The organism is Shewanella subflava (assembly GCF_025971955.1).
Lineage (GTDB): Bacteria > Pseudomonadota > Gammaproteobacteria > Enterobacterales > Shewanellaceae > Shewanella > Shewanella subflava.
The window spans coordinates 297,100-318,677 of the sequence record NZ_JAPDMX010000028.1; the positions used below are offsets into that span (position 1 = coordinate 297,100).

Consider the following 21,578-nt stretch of genomic DNA (forward strand, 5'->3'; position numbering starts at 1 on the left):
AAATCATTTTATAATGTCCCTGGTGTTCGCAAAGGCGAATGATTAACCTTTTATTCAAGTCGAGTTATTACATGCATTCTCAATCGAAAAAAATCAAAGTGTGGGACATACCCGTAAGAGTATTTCATTGGAGCATGCTTGGCCTCCTCATCGGTTTATGGTGGAGTGCTGATGCTGGTGAAATGAGCCTTCATCAAGTCTTTGCTTATCTACTGATGGTGATTTTATCGTTTCGCCTTATTTGGGGAGTGATTGGAAGTGATACGGCCCGATTTAATCACTTTGTCCGTGCTCCTAAAACCGTCATTCAGTATGCTTTTACTCGTCAAAAGCCGGAATCAATAGGCCATAATCCAATGGGCGGGTATATGGTGGTTTTGTTACTCAGTTTATTGACGATCCAGTTAGTGAGTGGCTTATTTGCTACCGATGACATTTTTACTGAAGGCCCGCTTTATAGTTATGTTTCATCTGCAACCGCTAGCACAATGACCTGGTTGCATAAGCAAAATTTCAATCTTATTTTGGCCTTTTCAGCAATGCATATTCTAGCTGTGGTGATTTATCTGCTAAAGGGCGAAAATCTGATTAAGGCGATGTTTACTGGCTATAAACATCTAAAAGAAGAGGTGTTACAACCTAAAATGCGTCCAGCTTGGATTGGATTAATCCTATTTGCGATTATATTTGCTTGTGTTTGGTTTAGTGTTTTAGCGAATGCAGTTAAATACATGTAGATATACTAGGTTGTTTGGCTTGATATAAAACCCCATCTCTTTTTAAAGGTATGGGGTTTAATTTTTTAAGAGTTTAGCGTTTAGTCTTTCTTATAAACATCATGGCAGCCTTTGCAGCTTTGCCCTGTATTACCGAATGCATCTTTAATTTGACCTAAATCACTACCTTGTGCAGCCACAGCTAACTTAGCCGCATTTTCTTGGAATTGAGTCATTTTGCTATCAAAATCAGCCTTATCAGTCCAAATTTTAGCAAGAGCATCGGTATCACCTTTGTCTGAACCTGCGATAAATCCTTCATGAGGGATTTTAGAAAGCGCTGCAACATTGGTTGCACGGCTAGCAAAAACAGCGGCATCGAAATCTTTCTTACCCTTAAGCATCGCTCCCATGTCGCCAAAATTATAAGCGATTAGACCAAAAGCTGATTTACGGTAGTCAATTGCGTGGTCAGTGTCTTTAAAGTTATTGGCATAAACACTTGGAACAAGCAGTACAGTTGCGGTCATTGCAATTAATAATTTTTTCATCAGATTCTCTATTATTATCAGGTGGGTAAAGAACATTATTTTACACATTTTCAAACGGATATCACGTTTAGATTGTTTCTGAATGTGAGCGAAATTTACATAAGCTTAAATTGAGTTTTAATCGGTTCAGTACAGATTAATGACTAATGTTGATTTTAGCTTGGTGAGCGGAAAAGGAACTACGATAGCTATGGTCTAAGTGACTTATTATTATGTGATTTTGTTATCATTGACTTCGTATTCAATTTTGATGATTTATAAAAATTAAAATAAAACTTATTACTTTGAGGCTAGCTTTTGCTTTCATTGGGTTACTTGTTATTATCTATATGACTTTATTGAAGAGAGTAACTATGAGAGCGAATTGGAGTTTAGTGGTCGAGAAAATTTTGACTCATTCGAATCATGATGATTTAGCAGTATTATTTCGATTATTATTAACAGAAGAAGAGCGTAGCGCGATAGCTGGGCGTTTAAAGGTATTTCAAACCTTATTGGCTGGTGAGTTAAGTCAAAGGCAAATCGCTGCCGAGTATCAGGTCAGTATTGCGACTATCACCCGTTGTTCAAATTATCTTAAAAATATGTCAGCAGAGCAGCGCGAACTAGTACAAAAGTTGATTTTGTAAGCCATTACAATAAATTGTTAACTTAATGACACTGTTAAAATGAAAACCGCTTGATGATATCAAGCGGTTTTGTTGTTTATTCAATGAAACAAGTCCTGATGATTACACTCTCACGACAGGAATTTTATGCCTTCTGTAAGTGGATCTTCTGAGCAATAAATACATTCCGAAAGTGATTAAACAGATGGCAAATAATGCGCTTGAGTCTTTAGGATAAAAACGGTACAGCAAAACGGCTGATAATATGTACAAAAATGGCATGTAGCCATACAGCCAGTCAGGCAAAATACCTTCCCTGCGCTTGCGCTTCATGTCCGTTCGTCTATTTTCGGAGCGAAGGTTATAAATTCTGGCTCCTAATAAATACATCAAAATGGCGGCAGCTATAGCATACTGTTGTTGCAGTAGTAGAACACTTATTCCACCAATTACGATGTAAGTGTAAGGCAAAAGCTCGTATACAGGTTTAATTAACATAAGCACTCCGTCGCTGAGCATTAATTATTATTGTTTACTATGTAGATATGTTGTTTACAGCCCAAAGTTCATAAAATCTTCCATAATCAAAAAGATGGGAAAGAGTAAACCAAACACAATTTAGAGTGTGTCCGTTTTAAGCACAACACTTGTAATAATTATAGCCCATAAAAAAAGTCGCAGACTATTTTTAGTCTACGACCTACATTTATTTCAACCTTTTTACTGACCTAGTTTGATGAATATTGCCAACAAGACTTGATCAGTGTTGCAATTGATTTTGAGTTAGTGGCATCCGCAGCCGCCATTGCCATCACACCCAGGTTTTTGAGTATCGCAGGGTTCATGATCGTGATCATGGCCTCCACCACAACTGCCACCGTGGGCATGAATATGACCGTGAGCAATTTCTTCTGCCGTAGCTTCGCGAACATCAACTACTTCAATATTGAAGGTTAATGCTTGGCCTGCAAGAGGGTGATTGCCATCAACAATAACAGTATCATCTTTGATTTCTGTAACTTGCACTGGTCGTTGGCCCATTTCTGTTTCCGCAATAAAGCGCATACCCGGTACGATATCTTCAATATCACCAAAGGCGGCTAAAGGGACTTCTTGCTTTAAGCCTTCATGATATTCGCCATAGGCTTGTTCTGCTGGAATAGTGGCTTCAAATTTATCACCAGCAACTTTTCCTTCTAATTCTGCTTCTAAACCAGGAATAAGGTTTTCAGTGCCTTGTAAATATATCATTGGTTCAGCATCGAAAGAGCTTTCCAACAATTGACCTTGAGCATCGCTTAGGCGGTAATGAATCGTTACTGCTGCATGTTTTGAGATTTTCATAAAGACTCCAATAGCTGATATTGGCGCATAATACATTTATTTCTTTTTTGCTGCGATGATTTACATCAGGTTTTGCTAAATTTCTATTGATTAGATGCTGTAAATTTTAATTATTTTGATCTTGAACATTGTTTTTCGAAAAAGATAAGGCGTTAAGTTTTCAGGAGCAATTTTGATGTCGCATAAATAAGGAATTAACTATGCTTATCAAACCGTTTTTATTTTAGCTTATGAAAAATATGAATATTTTAAATTTTATGTTATTTGCGTTAACGTTAGCGTAAATGCGGACTTTAATTGATTTTATTGCTAATTGTATTGATGTTTCAGATTATGAAATATGTAATCTTAAATAAATCAATTTAAATGTTAGTTAATATGTAAATAAATCGCTAAGCGGGGTTGACAATATGGTGCTAAAAAAGCAATTCTGTAAGCATTAGTCAAAAGGGAGCGACGTAACCTAGTCAGATTACGTATCAAGCTATATAACCTGAATAAGAAAGTGAGCGAGATGTCAGCATTTAAGCACGTTGTTATTACAACTATTACAACTACCACTATTACCATAGTGGGGGCGGGCTGACACATCCTAAAAGAATTCAATAAACAGCCCGCCTCCCTACAAAGGACGCGGGCTTTTTTATTAATAATTTTGCATTGATGTCATGTATTTGACTGGAGAAGACGATATGAAAGTAATGAAATTTGGTGGTACATCTTTAGCAAATTGGCCGCGTTTTTTAATGGCGGCGGATATTATTGCTGAGTCTTCTAAGTTAGAACCTGTAGCAACAGTGCTTTCAGCGCCAGCAACCATTACTAATGCATTGTTAGAGATGGTAGATTTAGCCGTGGAGGGGAAATCATATCAGGCTGTTGTTAAGCACATCGATACTGTTTTTAATACCTTATATGCGCAAGCAAGTGAAGCGTTGTTATCGCCGGCCCAGCAGGCATTACTTCAAGAAAAATTAAATGATCAAATGCTGCAATGGAAACATAAGCTAGAAGGGATTTGCTTATTGGGGGAGTGCCCTGATTCAGTGCGCGCAGCAATAGTTGTATCTGGTGAACGCTTATCCGCTGCATTAATGGAACAAGTCATGCTTGCCAAAGGCATTACTTCCGCTCAATTAGATCCTGTGTCGTTATTCCTTGCACATGGGCAGCCTTTAGAATCGGTTGTGGATATTAATGTCAGTAAGCCACGTTTCTCTGTATTGCCGTTAAATGATTACAGAGTTTGGGTTATGCCTGGTTTTACTGCTGCCGATGCCCATGGAAAAGTCGTCACCTTAGGTCGCAATGGTTCTGATTATTCTGCCGCGGTATTGGCTGCATGTTTAGATGCCTCAAGCTGTGAAATTTGGACAGATGTTGATGGCGTTTATAATACCGACCCTAGAGTGGTGACCGATGCGAAGTTATTGTCACAACTGAGCTATCAAGAAGCGATGGAGCTTTCTTATTTTGGGGCAAAAGTGTTGCATCCTAAAACGATTGCTCCGATCGCTCAATATCATATTCCTTGCTACATCAAAAACAGCTTCAACCCATCAGCACCTGGGACATTAGTGTCTAACGATGCGGATAAAACGGGGCTGCAAGTGAAGGCCATTTCAAATCTTGATGATCAAACCATGTTTAACGTATCAGGCCCTGGTATGAAAGGCATGGTTGGGATGGCCAGTCGAACATTGGCTGCGATTTCACGTAGCGGTATTTCGGTATCCCTTATTACACAAAGCTCATCTGAGTACAGCATTAGTTTTTGTGTCGCAACCAATGAAGCCGCTAAAGCAAAATGGTCGTTAGAGCAAGAGTTTGAGTTAGAAATAAAGTCTGAACTATTAGAGCCTATTGAGTTACGTAAAGGGTTAGCGATTGTGTCTTTAATTGGCGACGGTATGAAAACTCACAAAGGTGTAGCGGCGAAGTTTTTCAGTGCGCTGGCCAAAGCAAGCGTTAATATCGTAGCGATTGCACAGGGGTCTTCAGAGCGCTCAATTTCAACGGTTATTCAGCAGGGAAAAACCAAGCATGCTATAGGTGCTTGTCATCAAGCTTTTTTCGATGTTCAGCAATATGTTGATGTGTTTTTGGTTGGCGCGGGGAATGTTGGGGCTGGGTTACTTGAGCAAATAAAGCAACAGAATGACATGCTCAAAGAACAACATATTAGTATTCGGGTTTGTGGTATTGCTAACTCGCGTCAGATGCTGCTTGATAGTAATGGAGTTGATTTATCCAATTGGCAAGGGTTAATGAGTGATAATGCTCAAAAATATGATTTAAATGATTTACTTGAGTTTGGTCAACAGCAGCAACTGCTCAATCCTGTGTTGGTCGATTGTACCTCAAGCGAAGCAGTATCTGACCGCTATTTAGATGTAATGAATGCCGGTTTTCATGTGGTTACCCCTAATAAAAAGGCAAACACACGTGATTATGCGTTTTATCAATCTTTACGCCAAGTAAGTTTAGAGCAACGTCGGCAATTTTTATATGAAACCACTGTGGGAGCAGGGCTCCCCGTGATTGATAATTTGAAAAAGCTTTTATGTGCGGGTGATAAACTGCATAAATTTAACGGTATTTTATCGGGTTCATTATCATATATTTTCGGTATGCTGGATGAGGGTATGAGTTTATCGCAAGCGACATCAATAGCGCGTGAAAAATGTTTTACCGAACCCGATCCACGTGATGATTTAAGCGGAATGGATGTTGCTCGTAAAGTGCTTATCTTAGCTCGTGAAGTTGGCTTATCCTTAGAGTTAAGCGATATCAATATCGAATCAGTATTACCTACTGATTTCGATGATAGCGGTGATGTTGACTCATTTATGGCTAAATTACCGAGTTTGGATGCGCAAGTTTTAGATCGTGTATCAAAGGCAAAAGCGCAGGGCAAAGTGTTGCGCTATGTGGGCCAAATCGATGAAGGTAAGTGTCATGTTCGCATTATAGAAGTCGAAGCAAGCGATCCGTTATACAGTGTAAAAGGTGGCGAGAATGCCCTTGCATTTTATAGTCGTTACTATCAGCCTATACCTTTTGTTTTACGCGGTTATGGTGCAGGAACTGATGTAACGGCTGCCGGAGTCTTTGCTGATGTATTGAGAACACTGAATTGGACTCGTGAGGTAGGGCTGTAATGAATAAAAGTAATCAAGCTGCAATCACTGTCTATGCTCCAGCCTCAATGGGAAACGTTGGCGTGGGTTTTGATTTGTTAGGCGCGGCGCTAGCCCCCATTGATGGAAGTTTATTGGGTGACCGTGTCACCATAAGCGCCCTTGACGCCGGTGTTGAGTTTGAACAAGTTGGAACTTGGGCACATAAACTTCCAACTAATTTGACTGAAAACATCGTTTATCAGTGCGCAGTATTTTTTCTTGAAAAATTACAGCGCACCGATGGCGTGAAATTAATATTAGAAAAAAACTTACCGGTAGGCAGCGGCTTAGGTTCGAGTGCTAGCTCTGTTGTTGCTGCACTATATGCGTTAAATGAACATTTTAAACAGCCATTTGATCAACAAGCATTATTGTTATTAATGGGTGAGTTTGAAGGGCAGATATCTGGCAGTATTCATTATGATAACGTGGCGCCATGTTTCTTAGGCGGTATGCAACTGATGCTTAACACCGCGAACAAGGTGTGTGCGCCAATTCCAAGTTTTAAGCAATGGTATTGGGTGGTGGCTTATCCTGGTATTTCATTGTCCACGGCAAAAATGCGGGCCTTATTACCCGCACAATACGATAAAGCTGTGGCGATAGAGTTTGGTCGGTACTTGAGCGCATTTGTGCATGCCAGTTACCAGCAAGATGCTGATATGGCAATTGAAGTGCTTAAAGATGTATTAGCTGAGCCTTATCGCGCGGCTGCGATTCCTGGCTACCTAGCGGCCCGAGAGGCACTGCAACAGCAAGGTATGCTTACAACTGGGATATCAGGTAGCGGACCAACATTATTTAGCGTAACGGACTCATTAGAAAAAGCTCAGCAGGCGAAAGCGTGGTTAGAACAACATTATGTGACAGAGCAAGGTGGTTTTGCCCATGTATGTCAATTAGATGAACAAGGTACTCGCCGCATTTAGATAATAAATAGTTTTCAATTTTATAGGTAGTGGTAATGGAATTATATAATTTAAAACATCCTTCTCAGGAAGTTAATTTTAGTCAAGCTGTGCAGTTAGGATTAGGCAAAGATAGAGGACTGTTTTTCCCTAAATCAATTCCAGTGTTAAGCAACATCGATGAATTGTTAGCAATGCCTTTTGCCGAGCGCAGTAAAAAGGTACTCGGCGCATGGCTTGCTGATGAATTAGGACAAGATAACGTCGATGTATTAGTGGATAACGCATTTACCTTTGCAGCGCCACTAGCAGAGGTGGATTACCACCGTAGCTGCTTAGAGTTATTTCATGGCCCTACCTTAGCTTTTAAAGACTTTGGTGCCCGCTTTATGGCCCAATGCGTTAATTTATTATCTGGCGATAAAGGATTAACCATTTTAACCGCCACATCGGGTGACACTGGCGCGGCAGTTGCTGATGCTTTTTATGGGCTGGAGAAAGTGCAAGTGGTTGTGATGTACCCTAAGGGTAAAATCAGTGAACTGCAGGAAAAGATGTTCACCACCTTAGGTAAAAATATTCATACAGTGGCGGTTAATGCTGATTTTGATGCCTGTCAGCATCTTGTTAAACAGGCATTTGATGACGAGGAAGTGCGTGAAGGATTAGCATTAAATTCGGCAAATTCAATCAACATTAGCCGATTGTTAGCGCAGATTTGTTATTACTTCGAAGCGATTGCACAGGCGAAAAAAGCTGGCCATGAAAACTTTGTGGTATCGGTACCAAGTGGAAACTTTGGTAATTTAACCGCCGGTTTGTTTGCCAAAGCGATGGGGTTACCGATCAAGCGTTTTATTGCCGCGACCAACAGCAACGATACTGTGCCTCGTTATTTAGTCAATGGCGATTGGGCTCCGCACGATACAGTTGCAACTATGTCTAATGCAATGGACGTGTCAGAACCAAGTAATTGGCCTAGAGTAGAAGCGATTTGTCAGCAAATGGGCTGGCCCTTATCTGATATTACAGGCTTAGCGTTGAATGAATTACAAACCTCAGAAGCGCTTAAAAACCTATATCAATTAGGTTATCAATCTGAACCACATGCTGCCATTGCTGCTCAAGGTTTACGCCAATTGTTAACTAAAGATGAATACGGTATTTTTTTAGGAACCGCGCACCCTGCTAAATTTAAAGATGTGGTTGATCGTGAGCTAAAAGTTGACTTGCCGCTACCTCCTGAGCTCAAAGCGGTAGCTAATAAGCCAATTCTATCAGTTGGGTTGGATGCTGATTTCAGTCAGTTAAAGTCTCATTTGTTTGCAACCCTACGTTAGTCATTGCGATATAAACTCAATTAATCATTGGTTTAGTATAAAAACACTCAATTATTGAGTGTTTTTTTATTTGAGATAATTGTGAGTTTTTTTCTAGAACATGATCTTGGTCATAACGAATATTTATCAATAGGGTAGATTGGGAAATACCCTGAGTATTGACTAAAATATAGACTAGTGAGGTTTACATGACGGAGAAGACTATGCTTAAGCGATTAAAGCGAGATCACCAACATATAGCCATATTATTGGACATACTCAACAATAAAAATAGCCGATTAATTGAAGGTGAGCCAGTAAACTTTAATCTTGTAAGAGACATTGTTGAGTATATGCAAGGCTATGCCGAACATAGCCATCATCCATTAGAAGATATTACCTATCACTATTATGTAAAAAAAATGTCAGTGCCTAATAGTGAACAGCTGCGTAATGAGCATGACAAACTTGCGCAGGTATCAGGCTCTTTAATGTACAGTTTAAATATGATTCTTTCAGATATCGTGATTTCAAGAGAGAAGTTAATTAATGATTTAGCTAATTATATTAAATTACAAGTTGAACACATGCAGTATGAGGAACAAGAAATATTTCCTTTATTTGCCAAATCATTAAATGATGACGATTGGCACAAAGTGGAACAGCTCTGTAATAAAAAATTAGTCGACGATCCATTATTTAGCGAAAATGATAATGCAATTTTTGATGATCTTCGTGCCTATATTGCGAATGTTGAGAGAAAAATGAAGCTATAGCCCAGTTAGAGTGATTCACTAATAGCTTAAGTTTTGATATTGAATTTATTCGCTTCGAACAAAACTCAATCAGCAAACAACACAGGTATTAATCATTAAGAGATCAAAAAGAGCACCCTAGAGTGCTCTTTTACATTTAAACATAAATGAATAAATATTCAGTTGAACTAATATTTATAATACTAAAGTATTTGCATCAAATTCGAAAGAGTCATCTATATCTTGTAACTCTTTCAGTAAGCGCTGCTTATCTTTAATTGCTTCAATCTCGCGCCATTTACGTTTTTTGTTGGAACTTTTTGTACGGCTTGGTCTTTCAACAACTTCATCTAACGCACCACCATAGTCTAAACGATCCATGGTAACCTCCCTTGTTATTATGATGTCTCTATGCAGATAAATAACATATTTCCATCATAGGGTGCAATAGTTATGTTTCATTAATGTTAATGCTGGGTTAATCTTTGATGAATAAATTAAACGGCCTTTTAGAATTCTATGCTGAAGTTATCGGATTCAAACTAATAAAAAGCCAGCTAATGCTGGCTATTTGAGTGATTAAATCTGTCCTTGACGATACAAATTGATTAAAGAATTACTGGAACAATCTAACGCTTGCGCATCATGATCGGCACCTATTCGGTCGAGTACATCATTTCCGAGTACTTTTCCTAATTCAACACCCCATTGGTCAAATGAATTGATTTGCCAAATGACACCTTGAACAAATGTTCTGTGTTCATACAACGCAATTAATGCGCCTAAGGTTTGTGGAGTTAGCTTATCCATCAATAAAGTATTACTAGGTTTGTTGCCAGCCATCACTTTATGTTTAGCGATAAGCTGCTTTTGGGTATCATCAAGCTTACTTGAACTCATTTCGGCTAATGCTTCTTCGTAGGTACGACCTTGCATTAACGCTTGGGTTTGACCGAAGCAATTTGAAGCCAGCTGATTATGGTGTTCGCCAAGCGGATTATGGCTTTGTAGCGGCATAATAAAGTCTGCAGGTATCAATGCTGTACCTTGGTGTAATAGCTGATGATAAGCATGCTGACCATTGGTACCTTCTCCCCCCCAAATAACAGGGCCCGTACTGTAATCTACTGCTGTGCCATTTAAGGTGACAGACTTACCATTACTTTCCATATCCAGTTGTTGGAAATAAGCCGGTAAACCTCGTAAGTAGTGATCGTAAGTTAAAATCACATGGGATTGGGCACCATGAAAATTGCTATATAACACAGATAGCATTCCCATAATCACAGGCATGTTTTGTTCTAATGGGGCTTGCTGAAAATGTTGGTCCATGTCAAAGGCACCAGATAACAGCGCTTTAAAGTTATCCATACCAATAACTAGCGCAATCGGTAATCCAATAGCCGACCAGAGAGAATAACGTCCTCCAACCCAATCCCACATCGGGAATATGTTGTTTGCATCCATACCAAATTCAGTCGCTTTGGTCACATTAGATGTTACCGCAACAAAGTGCTTTGCGACGTCTTGTTGTGATGCACCTTGAGCTAAAAACCACTCTTTGGCACTGAGTGTATTTGTTAGTGTTTCTTGGGTCCCAAAGGATTTTGACGACATCACAAATAGCGTTGTTTCTGCGTTTAATCCTTTTAATTTCTCGCAAATTGACGTTGCGTCAACATTGGCCACAAAATGGCAGTTTAAGTCTTTCCAGTAAGGTCGCAAAGCTTGGGTGACAATTTTCGGTCCAAGAAACGATCCACCAATACCTATACTGACGATATCAGTGATGGCTTTGCCTGTGTAGCCAGTCCATTGCCCGCTTTGAACTTGTTCGACAAACTCTGCCATTTTAGCCAAGGTTTGTTGTACTTCAGGAACAATATTTTGTCCCTCAGCTTTGATGGTTTGTGAAGCTTTGCTGCGAAGAGCGGTATGTAATACAGCGCGTTGCTCGGTGTTATTAATTATATCACCTGAGAACATACCGGTAATTTTATCGGTTAACTGTGCTTCATTGGCAAGTTTGAACAGTAATGCCAATGTCTCTTCATTTACACGGTTTTTAGAATAATCTAGCAATAGGCCACAACTCTTTAAGTGCATTGCATTAAAGCGTTGATCATTGTTTTCAAATAACTCACGCATGTGCGGTAATGCCGTGGTATGAGTGGCTAATTGTTGCCATGTGGCTGATTGTGTTAATTGAGTCATTAATTTACAGTCCTTGTTTAGCTTAATTTCTCTTTTAGCATGACCTCAAGTTTACCTTGGTCAATTGCAAAGTTTCTGATCCCTTCGGCTAATTTATCAACTGCCATTGGATCTTCGTTGAATGCCCAACGGAATTCGGCTTCTGTTAGCGCAGAAGGGGCGGTTGATGATGCCGAGACTGCTTTAAGTTTTTCTGTCACAACGGCATCTGTATTGGCTAACTCTTCTAATAGAGCGGGTCCAATCGTCAAGCGATCGCATCCTGCTAATTCAATAATTTCACCGATATTACGGAAGCTTGCTCCCATCACTACCGTGTTATAGCCGTGTTGTTTGTAGTAATTATAAATTTCAGTAACAGAAATAACGCCAGGATCTGTGTCTGCGGTGTAATCATTGCCGGTATCTTTTTTGTACCAGTCAAGGATACGGCCTACGAAAGGAGAAATAAGATAAACACCAGCTTCAGCACAGGCTCTTGCTTGAGCAAAACTAAAAAGTAAGGTGAGGTTACAGTTTATTCCTTCTTGTTCTAGCTCTTTAGCTGCGCAGATGCCTTCCCAGGTAGAGGCTAGTTTGATTAAAATGCGTGATTTATCAATGCCTGCTTCTTTATAAAGTTTGATAAGTTTATGTGCTTTATTAATAGAACCTTGCTTGTCGAAAGAAAGACGCGCATCTACTTCAGTAGAAATGCGACCAGGGACAAGTTTTAGGATCTCAACGCCAATATTAACCGCAAGTTTATCACCGGCATCTTCAATTTGTTGAGCTTGATCGTTACTTTGGCTTTTTGCCCAAGTAACTGCATTATCGATTAAAGAGGCATACTCAGGAATTTGTGCGGCTTTCAAAATCAATGATGGATTAGTGGTAGCATCCTCTGGTTGATAACGTTTGATTGCCTCAATGTCACCTGTATCTGCAACAATTGTGGTAAATGATTTGAGTTGAGTGAGTGCGTTGGCCATGTAACGTTTCCTCTCGATAAGCAAAATGAATGTTTCAATCCCTTTATTAGAAGCGATTTTACCCTTTATTCCAACTTGTTTTGTAAAAAAATTACGAAATAATACGACTTTATACTTAAAATTGAATTTTTATTGTTGTTTAATTCCGTATCTGATTACGAAGGGAATAATTGCTATTAAAAAACTTGTAAGCTAATTAGGTTAAAAGCAACAGTTTATGATGTTTTAGATTGTTCATAAAACAAAAAAGCCGCTGATATCAGCGGCTGTTAACTTTAGCGTTTAAGACTAAATTATTTTAGTACAGCGCGCTTTTCAGTACCGGTAACGATAGCTTCGATACGACGGTTTTGCTTATGCGCTTCAGGAGTGTTGCCTTGAGCGATAGGCTTAGTGATACCATAACCAACAGACTTGATGCGGTTGCTGCTAATACCATATTTGTTTTCTAAAACCTGTGCAACAGAGTTAGCACGACGCTCAGAAAGTGTCATATTGTATGCTGGTTTACCAACATTTGAAGCATGACCTTCAATGATCACTGTGTGTTCTGGATTTTTCTTCATGTAGTTTGCTAATTTTTCGATATCAGCATATGAAGATTGATTGATCACAGCAGAGTTGTTAGCAAATAAAAGGCCACCTAAGTCATGCTTAGTTGTTGCCATTTCATATACAGTACAACCAGTTGCATCAACTTTGTGGTCGCTTGGTGTGTTAGGGCATTTGTCTAAACGATCAACAACACCGTCGTTGTCTGAATCAACATCAGCAGCTACAGCAACAACAGGAGCAGCAACGGCTGTAGGAGCGGCTGAACCAAAGCGGTAGCTTAATTCAAGACCCCAGTAGTTGCTTTCCATTGAAAGTGTGTTCCACTTTTCTTCGTCTAAGTTTTCATAACGACGGTATTTAGCCGCTAACTTTAAGTTGTCAGTGAAGTTGTAACCGATACCAGCGCCAACATATGGTGCAACACCACTGTCGCTGTAGTATTCAGTGTTCCATTGTTTTTTGTTAGAGATTAGGTAGTTCATTGCACCAGCTTCTGCTGATAAAGACCATTTGTCAGCAAATGGGTAAAATGCAACTAAACCTAAATTCATGCCACGAGCACCAACATCATTTAACTTGTTGCTGTAGTCAGTCCATTCTGCACGGCCTAGGTCTCGGTAACCTAATTCCACACCGAAATAATCATTGAATAAGTAACCGCCGAAAACATCCCATGCATACGGATCATCTTCGCCACATACTTTCATGGTTTTTTGGTCACAGTTTGGCTCGTAGTTGTTTACGCCTAAACCGCCACCAACATACCAAGGAGTCATTCCTTCTGCTGCAGATGCTGCAAAAGGTAACATAGAGGTGAGTAATACTACTTTTAATGTGTTCTTCATCATTTATAAGTCCATTGTTATTTTTACTTCACCAACACACATGTTTTGAGTTTGTTGTAAACATGTGCAGCTGACACTTGAGAGGTGAATCCGTTATGTTTTAGCCAGCGGCGTAATTATCGTTGCTAATTGAGTGATTTGCCATAGTAAAAATGATTAATTTATGTTTAATGCCAAAATAAACTTAGAAATAGAGTATTGACACCATCAAAATATTTTACATTTGGGTGTATAAATGGAGGTTATGTTTATAAATTGTTAATGATTTGCGGGTGAATATTTTTCTATTAAATGAACCCAAATAAAAATGCGCCCATGGGACGCATTTCTATCTTATGGTGCATTATTTAGCTGCGCTTTAATTAACGCACAATCCAATGCTTATCGAGTCCATATCCAGTTTTCGATTTCTTCTGGGTCAACACCATTGGCTTTGATGTAGTTCTTGTGATCAACCAATCGCTGCAGCATATCAGTCGTAATACGCACATGTTGGGTTTCGTCAATCACGCCTTGCTGGAACAACTTGTAGGCCATATCAATGACTAAATGATAACGAGAAGTTCCGTTTCGTACGCCCATATCGAATGGTGTTGTGGTTGAACCTTCTTCTTCATAACCTTTAATACGGAAACGACGGTTACCTTTATAATCAAATACTAGCTTTTTGATAGTGTTTGGATAGCCATGGTAGTTAAATACTACGCCTTTATCTTCAGTAAAGATTTCATCCATCATCCAAGGCTTGCTCTGGAATTTAAGACTACCTAGACCGCTGCTATGAAGTTCTGACACACTCACAAAGCGGATTCGAACTCTAGGTAGGATTTCACGGATCAACACCAGTGAAGCCATACACTCTTGAGTGGCATAATCACCACAACCAGCAAGAACCACGTCTGGGTTTTCATCAGATGCAAAATCCCACACCATAATGCCATCTTTAGCCTGCTTACGTGCTTCTTCCAATGATAACCATTGTGGCAGTGATTTTTTACCTGCAACGATAATGTTTAATTTATCACGATCGCTAAAGGCGCGTTCTGTATAAACTAGCGTGCTGTTGGCATCTGCAGGTAAATAAGCAGAAATAATATTTGGATGTTTTTCTAACATTGCCCCCAAGAATGACGGATTCTGATGGGAGTAGCCATTGTGATCTTGACGTTCCAGCAGTGAAGATAATACTACGTTACACGCAGGAATAGGCTTACGGAAATGTATGTCTTGACTAGCATGTACATATTTACAATATTGGTCAGCCATTGATGACACAACTTGAGAGAAAGCCTCATAAGTTGGGAACATGCCATGACGACCTGTTACAGTGTAACCGTGTAACATACCGAAAAGTAAGTTTTCAGATAGCAATTCGATCACTCGTCCATCACGAGACATATCTTCGTCCCAACTTTCAATAGGCCATTGCCAGGCACGATCGGTTTCTTCAAACACAGCTTGTAATTGGTTTGAATAGGTTTCATCAGGGCTAAAAATGCGTAGATTACGTTGATCACGGTTCAGTTTGAAGGCATCACGCATCCATTGGCCCATTTTCAACATAGAGTAACCACGTTGACCGCGAGGTGTTTCAGGACCATAGCCCAGTTTAGCCAGATCAGGATTGGCTAATGCACGGACCACTTCACCGCCGTAGCTAAGACGTTGACGGCCACAACATAAATCTTTTGGTGGGATAAGGGATAAAATATCTTTATCAAATATGAGTTCACCAGATGCAGTTGTTTGCACTAATTCATCAAACTTATAGCTTGCTAGCCATTGATCAAGCGCCTCTAAATGGCCTTTGTCGGTAGCACAGTTGTTGACGATAACTTGATGCGATTCGCAGTTCCCTTCGAGCTTCTTACCTGCGTATTCTGATGTGCCGGTCCAACCTTTGGCTGTTCTCATCAAAATGACCGGCCAACGTGGCTTAACCACATCTTCGCCAGAACGAGCACGGCGCTGAATATCGGTGATCATGTCATATGATAAATCCATTGCTGCTGTCATCTGTTCGTAGATGTCAGTGTCAAGTTCATCATCAACAATAATTGGATGGTAACCCAGACCACGGAATTCTAAATCAAGTTCTTCATGACTCATTCGACCCATGCGAGTAGGACCTGAAATTTTATAGCCATTGATGTGCACGATAGGTAATACCGCACCATTATTGGCTGGAGACACTAACCGGTTAGCATACCAAGATGCTGCCAGTGGTCCTGTTTCTGCTTCACCGTCACCGATTAAACAGGTTGCAATAAGATTAGGGTTATCAAGAACAGAGCCCCAGGCAACGGATAATGAATAACCTAGCTCACCACCTTCTAAAATTTGCCCCGGTGCTTCTGGATTAGCGTGCGATGGGTAACCGTAAGCTGCTGAGAATTTTTTACAGATATCTTCGATACCCGTTTCTGTTAAAGGAATTGTCTCAGGGTAGAAATGGCTTAATGAACCTTCCATAAATAAGTTAGCTTGCACAGCAGGGAAACCATGGCCTGGGCCAACAAGATAAATGAATTCACGGTTATGTTTAACGATAAGACGGTTTACATTGGCATAAACAAAATTGATACCTGGGCATGTTCCCCAGTGACCTAATAATCTTGGCTTAATATCGGTATGCTCAAGCTTGCGTTTGTACAATACGTTTTGCTTTAGATAAATTTGTGAAGTGGCAAGAAAGTTGGTCGCTCTCACATACTTTTTCAGAGCAATAATTTCATTAGCAGTTGTCATAGTGGCCTCATACATCGTGAAATACAAAATACTTAGTCTTAATTTAAGAACACTGTATTCTTATTTTGTGGTTAATAATGTGTGGTGGTTCAAACTTTTGCTAATCAGGTAGGGTGAAAAATAACCAATGTTGTTTTTGAAGTGTTAATGGCTTTAATTTTGAGCGGTTTGTTAGGTTGTCTATTTGTTATGCTGACGGAGGCTAAATGTTTTTTTGCGATCCGCTTATCAAGAACAGTTTGACAGCTCATGATAATTTGCACTTGTTACAAATATGCAATCAACACAGAAATTTCAGTTTTGTAGCGTAAACTAAATTAGAGTTACTTTGTTGAATGAGTATAATGAAGCCAGTTAAATAACGGGTTATCACTCAGTTATTGCATTAAATCTATAATAATCAAATAACTAAGATATTTTTATTTTGTCATTGCTGATGTTTAGGTTGCACAAAATAAAGCTATCCCAAAGGAATAGACAAGCATTATGGCAATGTTAGAGACGATCGTTAATTATTTAAATGCCCTCTTATGGGGTAAGTTATTAGTCTACGGGCTAGTGGGTGCAGGGTTATATTTCACCATTAGACTGGGTTTTATTCAGTTTAGTCAGTTTGGTCATGGTCTTAAGTTACTGTCTATTAGTCGTCGACCAGGCAAAAATGGTTTGTCATCTTTTCAAGTATTTTGTACCAGTATGGCAGCGCGTGTCGGTGCGGGTAATATGGCTGGTGTGGCCTTCGCGATAGGTGTTGCAGGGCCTGGAGCTGTTTTTTGGATGTGGGCTATTGCCGTTTTAGGTATGGCCACAGCAATGATTGAGTCTACACTCGCTCAAGTTTATAAAGTGAAAGATGTCGATGGCCAATATCGCGGCGGCCCGTCTTACTATATGGAGAAAGGGTTAGGGCAGCGTTGGATGGGAATTTTATTCTCTGTTCTACTGATAATCTGTTTTGGTTTAGTCTTTAATGCTGTACAAGCGAATACCATCGCAGGGGCGATGACGACAGTATTTGATTTCAATCCGCTTTATGTCGGACTTGGGATCACCGCCTTTAGTGGTGTCGTTATCATGGGCGGCTTAAAGAAAGTGGCTAAGGTGTCTGAGTTTATCGTGCCAGTAATGGCACTGGCTTATATATTGATGGCATTAGTCGTTGTTTTGATGAATGTCACCGAACTGCCAAGTGTGTTTATGCTGGTTATCAACAGTGCTTTTGGTTGGCATGAAGCCGCTGGTGGCGCAATTGCTTATAGTGTTTCCCAGGCCATGCAAGCTGGTATCGCACGGGGTTTGTTTTCAAATGAAGCCGGTATGGGCAGTGCGGCAAATATTGCAGCCAGTGCATCACCTAATCCAAATCATCCTGCATCACAGGGGTATATTCAAATGATGGGGGTATTTTTCGATACCATCGTGATTTGTACTGCTACTGCGGCAATCATTTTACTGTCAGGCGATGCAGCAGGCAGTGGTGAGGGTATTGGCATGACAATCAATGCATTATCTTCACATGTCGGCAGTTGGGGTGGCGGATTTATTGCTGCGGCAATTTTGCTATTTTGCTTTACCTCGATTATTGCAAATTACTCATATGCAGAAACCAATGTGATGTTTTTATCTGGTAACAGTAAAAAGGCGTTACCGATTTTTAGATTGATTGTTTTAGGCATGGTGATGTTTGGTGCCATGGCTAAAATTGGCCTAGTGTGGGACTTAGCTGACGTATCGATGGGCTTAATGGCCTTGGTGAATATTGTCGCAATTTTATTACTGTCTGGTTTGGCTATTCGTGTCATCAATGATTATCGTGAGCAAGTTAACGCAGGTAAAGATCCTGTATTTGAGACCAGTAAGTTTCCTGAATTAGCAGATCAATTAGAAGACAAAATTTGGCCTGATGGTTCTGCAAAACATAAACGATAGATAGTAGAACGATATAATGCATTGAAAATGTGCGTTAGGGTAATCGAAAAAACCATGCTGATTTAGCATGGTTTTTTTATTTTAGTCACGTATCATGATTCTAATTAAGACAGAGGAGTAAACTATGCTGGTTTTAGTATCGCCCGCCAAAACATTAGACTTTGAAAATCCCCCAGCGACGAAAACATTCACTCAGCCAACATTATTATCTTACAGTGAATCACTTATTAAGGTGTGTCGTGAGCTTTCGCCCGTTGATATTGCTAGTTTGATGAAGGTCAGTGATAAAATAGCGGGCTTAAATGCTGCCCGATTTGCACAGTGGCAGCCCAACTTTACTCCCGATAACGCCAAACAAGCTATTTTTGCTTTTAGGGGGGATGTGTATACTGGTTTTGATGCAGATAGCTTATCTGAAATACAAATTGAGTCAGCGCAGCAACATTTACGCATATTATCTGGGTTATATGGACTACTTAAACCGTTAGATTTAATGCAACCATATCGCCTTGAAATGGGCACAAAGCTTGCTAATCCTCAAGGAAGTAATCTCTATGCCTTTTGGGGCGATACCATTACTAAAGAGATCAATAATGCATTACAAGCGCAAGGTGATGACATTATTATTAATTTAGCTTCTAACGAGTATTTTAAGTCGGTAAAAGTAAAACAGCTTAACGGCCAGCTAATCACGCCAGTGTTTAAAGATTGTAAGAATGGACAGTATAAAGTTATCAGTTTCTATGCCAAAAAAGCCCGTGGTTTGATGGCAAGGTATTTGATTGATAAGCAACCTAAAAATTTATCAGCATTACTTGAATTTGACCTTGAAGGCTACTTTTATTCTCCGGAGCAATCAACCGCTAATAGCCCGGTGTTTTTACGCCAAGAGCAAATTTAGCGCTTCGAAGCTTAAAGATGGTAAGTGATGGTGTAGATATTTTACCGTTTAAACCTGATCGCAGATGAAATTGCGCCTCATCAGTTAATGTAAAAAAAGCCCTTAATCAGGGCTTTTTTACCAACATGATATTGTCATTATTTAGTTGACGCTAACGGTCTTAAATCAATTTCAGATTGTGCCATCATATAAGCAAATTGCACATACGCAGCCACATTTTGCGCTAATGCTTTGGGATCAATTTTATCTAAGGTGTCATTAGGCGTGTGGTGGTAATCAAAATAATCGGTACCATCTTGTTTTAACGAGGCAACTGGTACGCCTAATCCCGGCATCATAGATACATCAGGGCCACCGGATGCGTCGTTAGTGCCTAATGCAACACCGAATCGCGTCATTGCCGACACTTGGTGTTGAACTTGTTTAAAGCTGTTTGGTGCAACATTAAAGTCAATTTGGTAAATCGGTCCAGCACCAAAATCAGACTCTGCGGCAATATAGTGTTTTTCCAGTTCATCGGCATGTTGCGCAGCATATGCTTTACCGCCGACTAAGCCCACTTCTTCAGCAGCATATAAAACAACTCTTACCGTACGCGCTGGCTTTTGCGGAAGGTCTTGAATCAATTTTGCAGCTGCAGTCACAATTGCGACGCCAGCACCATCATCAATTGCACCCGTGCCTTCATCCCAAGAGTCTAAATGTGCGCCTATTAGCACTATTTCGTCAGGTTTACTGCTGCCGGTCACTTCGGCGATGACATTATAGGATGTGGCGATGCCCAGATTTTCTGACGTCATGTTTAATGACATGACAATATTTGGATCGCGCTTAAGCATGCCATTTATCAATTCAGCATCAGGAATAGACATAGCTGCAGCAGGAATTTTGGGTACATCTTCTTCATATCGCATCATGCCAGTGTGCGCCATACGGTCGTGATCCGTACCAATTGATCGAATAACGATAGCAACAGCACCTTTTTTAGCGGCTTCAACAGCACCTCTTGAACGCCCGCCCACAGTCACACCATAACCATTACCCTCTTTGTGGCGCTCAGTTTTATGGTCGATGAAAACGATTTTTCCTTCTACACGGCCCGGAGAAGCAAGCATAAGCTCTTCTAATGATTCAAATCTAACAATGGGCGCTTGAATGCCTTTTATCGGTGTAGCGATGCTTCCGCCCAGTGCCGTAATCACTAAGGGTTGCTCATACGGGGCTATGATACTAGCACTTGCATGGCCGCGAGACCACGCGGGTACTTGAACAGATTCTTTATAAACCTTGTCAAATCCCATTAACCATAATTTTTCCATGGCCCAATCAACTGCCATGATATCTTTGTCTGTACCAGCTAACCTTGGACCCACTTCTACGGTGAGTGATTCAACAATGTCATAGGCGGCATTAGAATTTAGGGCTTTTTGAGCAAGTTGCTGACTAATTATTGCGTCTTGCGAATTATTTATGACTAACTCAGGCATTTTTTGAACTGATGAGGGTGTCGATTGACAGCCTAATAATGCCATTGTAAATAAGGCGGTTAAGCTGACGCGTGTGTAGTTTTTCATGAGTTTCCTTCAAATATTCTAACTATGTCTCACTTTTTTAAACAATCTACCAAAAAGTGTGCTTCATGTCCCGACTCTATTTTTAAGGTGACGCTATATTAGGCTAAGGTTAGATGAGGAGAGTATTTCGGGTGATGAATATAGAAAAAATGCAACAACAAGCCGATCATGCTGTTGTGTTACTGAAGGCACTAGCAAACGAACGTAGATTGTTTATTTTATGCCACCTTTTGAATGATGGTGAAATGTGCGTTGGCGATATGAATAAAAAGCTAGGTTTGAGTCAGTCTGCGTTATCACAGCACCTTGCATGGTTAAGAAAGGACGACTTAGTGTGCACACGCAAAGAAGCGCAAACCGTTTATTACTCGTTAAAAAGTGATGAAGTGAAAGCGTTAATTCAAGTGCTAAATAATATGTATTGTCACTAATATAACTTTATATTGAGCCTTAATCAG

The 21,578-nt window shown here is 40.0% G+C and carries 18 protein-coding genes; 9 read left to right on the top strand and 9 right to left on the bottom strand.

What is annotated here, in order from left to right; translation table 11 throughout:
• Window positions 1–71: 71 nt before the first annotated feature.
• The gene (locus OHT75_RS13020) at window positions 72–737 is read left to right on the top strand and encodes a cytochrome b/b6 domain-containing protein (RefSeq protein ID WP_264727283.1); all 666 of its coding nucleotides are present in this window, start codon (window positions 72–74) and stop codon (window positions 735–737) included.
• An 80-nt stretch (window positions 738–817) separates the two neighbouring features.
• On the opposite strand, the gene OHT75_RS13025 is transcribed toward OHT75_RS13020, so the two are convergent.
• Window positions 818–1,267 (bottom strand): c-type cytochrome, encoded by a 450-nt coding sequence (locus tag OHT75_RS13025; protein WP_264727285.1) that lies wholly within the window; start codon window positions 1,265–1,267, stop codon window positions 818–820.
• 353 nt (window positions 1,268–1,620) lie between these two features.
• On the opposite strand from OHT75_RS13025, the gene trpR reads away from it, so the two are divergent.
• Complete coding sequence (trpR, locus tag OHT75_RS13030; protein WP_264727287.1) at window positions 1,621–1,896, top strand: trp operon repressor; 276 nt, start codon at window positions 1,621–1,623, stop codon at window positions 1,894–1,896.
• A 102-nt stretch (window positions 1,897–1,998) separates the two neighbouring features.
• Here trpR and OHT75_RS13035 read toward each other — a convergent pair whose 3' ends face one another.
• Both OHT75_RS13035 and slyD read right to left on the bottom strand, forming a co-directional pair.
• Window positions 1,999–2,373 carry a hypothetical protein gene (locus OHT75_RS13035; RefSeq protein ID WP_264727289.1) on the bottom strand — a complete coding sequence of 125 codons (375 nt, stop codon included), beginning with the start codon at window positions 2,371–2,373 and terminating at the stop codon, window positions 1,999–2,001.
• Window positions 2,374–2,658: 285 nt separating this feature from the next.
• A complete protein-coding gene (gene slyD / locus OHT75_RS13040; RefSeq protein ID WP_264727291.1) occupies window positions 2,659–3,219 on the bottom strand; it encodes a peptidylprolyl isomerase in 561 nt (186 codons plus the stop codon).
• Between the two features lie 692 nt (window positions 3,220–3,911).
• Here slyD and thrA point away from each other — a divergent pair.
• From thrA to OHT75_RS13060, 4 genes are all read left to right on the top strand, one after another.
• Window positions 3,912–6,380: a bifunctional aspartate kinase/homoserine dehydrogenase I gene (gene thrA / locus OHT75_RS13045; RefSeq protein WP_264727293.1), complete on the top strand. Its 2,469-nt coding sequence runs from the start codon at window positions 3,912–3,914 to the stop codon at window positions 6,378–6,380.
• Window positions 6,380–7,330, top strand: coding sequence for a homoserine kinase (gene thrB, locus OHT75_RS13050; protein WP_264727295.1), 951 nt, complete (start codon window positions 6,380–6,382; stop codon window positions 7,328–7,330). The genes thrA and thrB overlap by 1 nt, the downstream gene beginning before the upstream one ends.
• A gap of 35 nt (window positions 7,331–7,365) precedes the next feature.
• Entirely contained in the window at window positions 7,366–8,649 is a 1,284-nt protein-coding gene (gene thrC / locus OHT75_RS13055; RefSeq protein WP_264727297.1) for a threonine synthase, read from the top strand.
• A 203-nt stretch (window positions 8,650–8,852) separates the two neighbouring features.
• Complete coding sequence (locus OHT75_RS13060; RefSeq protein WP_264727299.1) at window positions 8,853–9,404, top strand: hemerythrin domain-containing protein; 552 nt, start codon at window positions 8,853–8,855, stop codon at window positions 9,402–9,404.
• 174 nt (window positions 9,405–9,578) lie between these two features.
• Here the strand turns inward: OHT75_RS13060 and OHT75_RS13065 are convergent, their stop codons facing one another.
• The 5 genes from OHT75_RS13065 to OHT75_RS13085 all read right to left on the bottom strand — a co-directional run bounded on the left by OHT75_RS13065 (window position 9,579) and on the right by OHT75_RS13085 (window position 16,716).
• Window positions 9,579–9,764 (bottom strand): DUF3545 family protein, encoded by a 186-nt coding sequence (locus OHT75_RS13065; RefSeq protein WP_188841272.1) that lies wholly within the window; start codon window positions 9,762–9,764, stop codon window positions 9,579–9,581.
• 198 nt (window positions 9,765–9,962) lie between these two features.
• Window positions 9,963–11,597: a glucose-6-phosphate isomerase gene (gene pgi / locus OHT75_RS13070; protein ID WP_264727302.1), complete on the bottom strand. Its 1,635-nt coding sequence runs from the start codon at window positions 11,595–11,597 to the stop codon at window positions 9,963–9,965.
• Between the two features lie 17 nt (window positions 11,598–11,614).
• Entirely contained in the window at window positions 11,615–12,568 is a 954-nt protein-coding gene (gene tal, locus OHT75_RS13075) for a transaldolase (protein ID WP_264727304.1), read from the bottom strand.
• A 293-nt stretch (window positions 12,569–12,861) separates the two neighbouring features.
• Window positions 12,862–13,971, bottom strand: coding sequence for an OmpA family protein (locus tag OHT75_RS13080; RefSeq protein ID WP_264727306.1), 1,110 nt, complete (start codon window positions 13,969–13,971; stop codon window positions 12,862–12,864).
• Window positions 13,972–14,349: 378 nt separating this feature from the next.
• Window positions 14,350–16,716 (bottom strand): phosphoketolase family protein, encoded by a 2,367-nt coding sequence (locus OHT75_RS13085; RefSeq protein WP_264727308.1) that lies wholly within the window; start codon window positions 16,714–16,716, stop codon window positions 14,350–14,352.
• 492 nt (window positions 16,717–17,208) lie between these two features.
• Here OHT75_RS13085 and OHT75_RS13090 point away from each other — a divergent pair, with 492 nt between their 5' ends.
• Together OHT75_RS13090 and yaaA are read left to right on the top strand one after the other, a co-directional pair.
• Window positions 17,209–18,645, top strand: a complete 1,437-nt coding sequence (locus OHT75_RS13090) for an alanine/glycine:cation symporter family protein (protein ID WP_264727763.1) — start codon at window positions 17,209–17,211, stop codon at window positions 18,643–18,645.
• 124 nt (window positions 18,646–18,769) lie between these two features.
• Window positions 18,770–19,546, top strand: a complete 777-nt coding sequence (yaaA, locus tag OHT75_RS13095; RefSeq protein WP_264727310.1) for a peroxide stress protein YaaA — start codon at window positions 18,770–18,772, stop codon at window positions 19,544–19,546.
• A 137-nt stretch (window positions 19,547–19,683) separates the two neighbouring features.
• Here yaaA and OHT75_RS13100 read toward each other — a convergent pair whose 3' ends face one another.
• The gene (locus OHT75_RS13100) at window positions 19,684–21,120 is read right to left on the bottom strand and encodes a M20/M25/M40 family metallo-hydrolase (RefSeq protein ID WP_264727312.1); all 1,437 of its coding nucleotides are present in this window, start codon (window positions 21,118–21,120) and stop codon (window positions 19,684–19,686) included.
• Window positions 21,121–21,254: 134 nt separating this feature from the next.
• On the opposite strand from OHT75_RS13100, the gene OHT75_RS13105 reads away from it, so the two are divergent.
• Window positions 21,255–21,551 carry an ArsR/SmtB family transcription factor gene (locus tag OHT75_RS13105; protein ID WP_188841265.1) on the top strand — a complete coding sequence of 99 codons (297 nt, stop codon included), beginning with the start codon at window positions 21,255–21,257 and terminating at the stop codon, window positions 21,549–21,551.
• Window positions 21,552–21,578: the final 27 nt, after the last annotated feature.